This is a genomic window from Acinetobacter sp. YH12255 (assembly GCF_013417355.1).
In the GTDB taxonomy this organism is placed as follows: domain Bacteria; phylum Pseudomonadota; class Gammaproteobacteria; order Pseudomonadales; family Moraxellaceae; genus Acinetobacter; species Acinetobacter pseudolwoffii.
On sequence record NZ_VPEC01000081.1, the window covers coordinates 1 to 5,836 of the forward strand.

Consider the following 5,836-nt stretch of genomic DNA (forward strand, 5'->3'; position numbering starts at 1 on the left):
CAAAGCTTATAGCAGTGTCACCGATGCGAAAAAGCAATTGAGTGCATATTTTGAATTTTATAATTTGAAACGACCTCATTCGAGTCTGGACAAAATGACTCCAGATGAGTTTTACTATGACCAGCTATCACAACAAAATAAGGTAGCTTAACTAGAGCAGAATATCACTTATAAATAAGCTTTTAGTTGTTCAAACAAGTGGGACCACCTCTGCCTAACTTAAATAAAAAAGTCTCCGACAAACCCGGTACGGTTCAGTTGAAAATACTGTAAAAGGATTACAACTAAATTTTGTAAAATCGAAAAAAGTTATCTAAGTATATCGGCTTGAATTTGTGCTCATCTTTGGCTAAAACTATGAAGGTTAACAAGTAGTTCCTATTTATTTGCTTACAATAATATATATATATAATGATGTTATGTTATGTATATAATAATGCTGATTAATGTAAGTACATAGTGCTGTATTATGTATCTACCCCCCCCCATAGTCCATGGAGACACAGTATGAAAAAGATTCTTTTAGCCAGTTCTTTAATCGTTCTTGGCATGTCTAGTGCATTCGCTGCTGACGGTAAAATCACAATCAATGGTTTAGTCACCGATAATACTTGCGTTGTCACTACCCCACAAGGCAAAGATTTGACAGTAACGCTTCCAACTGTTTCAAAGCTATCACTTGCAAGTGATGGTGCAACTGCTGGACGTACTCCTTTTACTCTTGGCTTAACTGGTTGTCAGGCAGGCGATGTTGGTACTTACTTTGAACCAGGCGCAACAGTTGATTTTGCTACAGGTCTTTTAAATAATGCTGGTGAAGCTACAAACGTTAAAGTACAACTAGTAGGTGATAACAACTTGCCTATTAGAGTTCTTGCTGGTCCTCAAGAGAACTCACAGTTTGTAACTGTTAATGCAGATGGTTCAGCTGCTCTTAATTATTATGCTGAGTACTATGCTACTGGCGCTGCAACTTCTGGTGACGTTACTACTTCTGTGCAATATACAATTACTTATCCATAGTTTGTATTAGTTAGATTGACAGGAGCTAGGATAATTACTCAACCTAGCTCTTTTAATTCACTCTCTAAATAAAGGTAAGTATATGACTTTAAAGCATCCGTTTTATAAAACATGCTTACTGGCACTTTTAATCCCTTTCAGCGCAGCAAATGCTGAGATTATCATTCATGGTACTCGTGCTGTCTATCCATCTGATGCACGCGAAATCACTTTACAAGTTACTAATACTGGTAAAAGTCCAGCATTGGTTCAAGCATGGATCGATGAAGGAGATGCAAAAGCGACTCCGGATCAATCAAAAGCGCCTTTTATTATTACACCACCTATTACACGTGTAGAAGCCGAGAAAGGTCAATACCTACGCATCACAAGCTTGCCGACTGCAAACGCCTTAAGTAAAACTCAAGAAACGTTGTTTTGGTTAAATGTTTTAGATATACCCCCTAAGCCCTCTACCAAAAATGCAGGAGATGCTCCAGATAACTTTTTACAACTAGCGATTCGCTCACGCATCAAGTTTTTTTATCGTCCAAGTGGCATCAAAGAAGATGTTGCCTTAGCCCCTGAAAAGATTCAGTGGAGTAGCCAAGGTAATAATTTATTAATTAAGAACCCAACACCTTTTCACATTACTATCACTACTATATCTCAAGAACATTTAGGTAAAAAAGTTGATGTTTTATCAGAAGGACTAATGCTAGCTCCTTTCTCTGAGCAGAAAATAGCTTTAAAGAACTCAAATATCAAAGATATGACTTTTACTACTATTAACGATTATGGTGGGCGTGTCGAACGCACTATCAACCAGTAATAGTTTTAATGTTTTGATAGCCATCAACAGACAGGCTAATAGGAATGTTTATGCTATGTGTGAAAAGATTATAAAAAATAAGAATATTAAACGATATCTAAGTTATTACATCGCTTTTGGTGTAATAACATTTATTATTCCTACCTTAGTTAATGCAGATGAAGTTGATGAGCCAGAAAAGTCATCCGTTGCTACAGAAGCAGATTTTAATTCTGACTTTTTAATTGGTGATGCTAAAAAAATTGATATCAATCGATTTACACATGGTAATCCCATTTTGCCTGGTGAGTATAATGTAGATGTTTATATAAATGGCAGCTGGTTTGGTAAGCATCGCATGGTGTTTAAAGCGACTGAAGATAATAAAAATGCATATACCTGTTTTACAGCGCGGCAGCTACTTGAGTATGGTATAAAAGCAGAAATCATCAAAGAAAAAACAGAGTCTACTAACACAGAGTGCCAAAAGCTTAATGAATGGGTTGCCGATTCATTTTACGAACTTGATACCTCAAAATTAAGATTTGATGTATCGATTCCTCAAATTGCAATGCAAAAAAATGCACGAGGTTACATTGATCCCAGTGTTTGGGATCGTGGCATCAATGCAGCATTCGCCTCTTACAACGCCAGTGCCTATAAGACCTTCAATAAATCTAATAATAATGAAGAGAGAACAAACGCATTCTTGTCTTTAAATACTGGGGCAAATATCGCAAGTTGGCAACTCCGCCATAACGGACAATGGACGTGGGAGGATGAAGCTGAAGATAAAGAATCTAAATCTACTTATAATTCCGTAAGCACTTATGCTCAACGCGCCTTTCCTGAATACCGTGGTGTATTGACACTTGGCGATAGCTTCACTAATGGTGAGATTTTTGATTCATTTGGTTATCGTGGTGCAGAGTTTTCAAGCGATGATCGCATGTTACCCAACACCATGACAGGTTATGCACCGCGGATCCGTGGTAACGCCAAAACCAATGCCAAAGTAGAAATACGCCAACAAGGTCAACTGATTTATCAAACAACAGTTGCTCCTGGAAGCTTTGAGATTAATGACTTATATCCTACAGGGTTTGGTGGTGAGTTAGAGATATCTATCTTAGAAGCTAGTGGTGAAATTCAAAAATACTCAATACCTTATGCTTCTGTTGCACAAATGCTGCGCCCAGGCATGAGTCGTTACTCAGTAATGACAGGTCAATTTCGTGATCGTGATATTGATGTTGATCCGTTCATTTTCCAAGGCCAATATCAACGTGGTATTAATAACTATATTACTGCTTATGGTGGTCTACAAGGATCTGATAACTATAAGGCTATAACCTTAGGAAGTGCATTTGCGACGCCCATAGGTGCTGTTGCGTTAGATGTCTCTCATTCTGAAACTGATTTTGATCGTCGTGATAAAGAATCAGGACAAAGCTATCGTATTAGTTATAGCAAGCGAATTGATCCAACAAATACCAATTTAACGCTAGCTGCTTATCGTTATTCAACAGAAAATTTTTATAAATTACGTGATGCCTTATTGGCTAAAGATCTAGATAACAGAGGTATCACCTCTGCCTACGCCGGTAAACAACGTAGTGAGTTTCAAATCACGCTAAACCAGGGCTTACCTAATGACTGGGGTAATTTATATGCCACTGGCTCATGGTCAGACTATTGGAATGATCAAGAAGCTACTAAGCAATACCAAGTCGGTTATAGTAATAATTATGGTGGGGTAAACTATGGTTTATCAGCAATTAAACGTGTTGTTGAAAATGATGTAACGGGTAGAAGGGACGATGATACTGAGTTTCTACTGACATTATCACTACCTCTTTCAATCAAAGGTAGTCCTGCAAACTTCAACTCATTTACCACTCAAGATAGTACCACTGTAGGGGTAAACGGTGTTGTAGGAGATCGCTTCAATTATGGGGCCTCGTTAGCCACTGAATATGGGGAAAACCCAAGTCTGAGTGCCAATGCTCAATATCGTACGAACTTTGCGACTTTAGGTGGATCCTATGGTATCTCAGACCAGTATGAGCAAGCAGCATTGTCAACTCGAGGAAATATTGTTGCACACTCTGGCGGTGTTCTTTTTGGTCCAGATCAAGGTCAAACTATGGTTCTGGTTTATGCCCCTGAAGCGACAGGCGCTAAAGTGAATAATACCACTGGTTTGACTATCAATAAATCAGGCTATGCGGTTATACCCTATGTAACCCCTTATCGTTTAAATGATATTACCTTAAATCCAGAAGGTATGTCTCTTGATGTTGAATTAGAGGGTACCAGTCAGCGTATAGCACCTTATGCTGGGTCAATCTCAAAAGTCGACTTCAGAACTAAGTCAGGGAAGGCTATCTATATTCGTACTTTGAATGCAAAAGGTGAGACATTGCCATTTGCAGCTGAAATATTTGACTCAAAAGGCGAATATGTTGGCATGGTTGCTCAAGGTAGCTTAGCATATTTACGTACCAAAACTTTGACAGACACAGTGACTGTAAAATGGGGTGAAGAGCAGAGTGAGCAATGTAGCATTCAATATGATGCCACCACTCAAGCATCTGATAATAATAAAAATATGATCATGTTAGAAGGAGTATGTCATGAACTATAAAGTGTTAAGTAGTGTTTTGGTACTCATAAGCTGTGCCTTAAGTTCAGAAGCCTATGCAGCCTGCACAGTAAGTGAAAGTTTTACATCAATAGATATCAATATGGCGGTTGGTGCAGTGACGGTTCTGCCCAGTGATCCAGTTGGAAAGATTTTGGTTAAAAAAACCTTCCCAATCCCTGCTAATCCCTCATCAACAGTTAAGTGTACTTATAATTCGACAGGATTTGTCGATGCAATTATCACTAACAATCTTGGATTAGCGCCTGGTGCTGGCGATAATGTGTATAAAACGAATATTTCAGGTATCGGTATTCGTCTATATCGAGAATTATCAGATGGAGGAAACTTCTCAGGTTACTATCCTTATAGTAGATCAATAAAAGGAAACAATTTTTTTGGTACAACTGACTACAGTTTAGGTAGCGGCTTTTTTGTTGTAGAAATTATTAAAACAGCTGCAGCCACAGGAAATGGAAAGCTCCAGACAGGGAGGTATAGTAGCTATCACCTAAGAGGGAGGGACGATAAACCTTTTTTAACCAGTACTTTAATTGGTGATACTATTACTATCACGTCTTCGTCATGTGAAATACAAGGTAATAAGAATAAGGTAGTTGAACTGCCAACAGTGAATAAAAGTGGGTTTACAGGGATAGGATCAACACAAGGTGAACAAGCTTTTGATCTCAACATTAAATGTAATGGTGGTGCAAATCTAACCGTACCTGAAAAGATAGGCTTAACTTTTGACTATGATGCTGCGGCCAACACTACTGATGTTCTTGCAAATAGTGCCCCTCAATCTACACGAGCAAAGGGAGTGGGTACTCAATTAGTCTCACAATATCAAGGTTCTAACAATATTATTGCTAAGAATGAAAAAGTTGCGTTAGGATTGTTAGTAGCAAGTGCGAATGTTGAATATAATATCCCATTAGTTGCACGTTACTATCAGACAGAAACTGGGGTTACTGGTGGAACCGTTAAATCAACGGCAACAGTTACCATTGAGTATGATTAGTTGGAGATCATCCCAATTTGTACAGTTTCATTAAGAACAACCCCTTCTTTGACACTATAAGTCACATTTGGCGTCAAATGACTTAGCTTTAAGCCATCTACCGCCGCCTTATTAAGCGGTGTACCAATATAAGATTCATCGGTGTAACCTTTAGGATGAAAGTACACTTCACGACCAAAAGCAGGATTCGAGGCACTGAACCGTACCGGGTTTGTCGGAGAGTCAATAAGAGGTGGATCAGGAAATTTGAACAACACTTATAAGTGATATTTTGCTCCCCAAATGATGTTATAAACATCAATATATGGAGTATTTTATGACACGTAGACCAAGAAGAAATCATTCAAATGACTTT

Annotated in this window: 5 protein-coding genes; all 5 read left to right on the plus strand. The window is 38.3% G+C overall.

From position 1 onward, the window contains the following. Window positions 1–151 (plus strand): integrase core domain-containing protein (locus FTV30_RS15380; protein WP_180001880.1); only part of this gene is annotated, 151 nt, incomplete at its 5' end. 356 nt (window positions 152–507) lie between these two features. Then, window positions 508–1,023 (plus strand): fimbrial protein, encoded by a 516-nt coding sequence (locus FTV30_RS15385; protein ID WP_180001881.1) that lies wholly within the window; start codon window positions 508–510, stop codon window positions 1,021–1,023. An 82-nt stretch (window positions 1,024–1,105) separates the two neighbouring features. Further along, entirely contained in the window at window positions 1,106–1,834 is a 729-nt protein-coding gene (locus FTV30_RS15390; RefSeq protein WP_180001882.1) for a molecular chaperone, read from the plus strand. Between the two features lie 55 nt (window positions 1,835–1,889). Continuing rightward, window positions 1,890–4,460, plus strand: a complete 2,571-nt coding sequence (locus FTV30_RS15395) for a fimbria/pilus outer membrane usher protein (protein ID WP_180001883.1) — start codon at window positions 1,890–1,892, stop codon at window positions 4,458–4,460. Then, complete coding sequence (locus FTV30_RS15400; protein WP_180001884.1) at window positions 4,450–5,481, plus strand: fimbrial protein; 1,032 nt, start codon at window positions 4,450–4,452, stop codon at window positions 5,479–5,481. The genes FTV30_RS15395 and FTV30_RS15400 overlap by 11 nt, the downstream gene beginning before the upstream one ends. The last annotated feature ends 355 nt before the right edge of the window (window positions 5,482–5,836 follow it).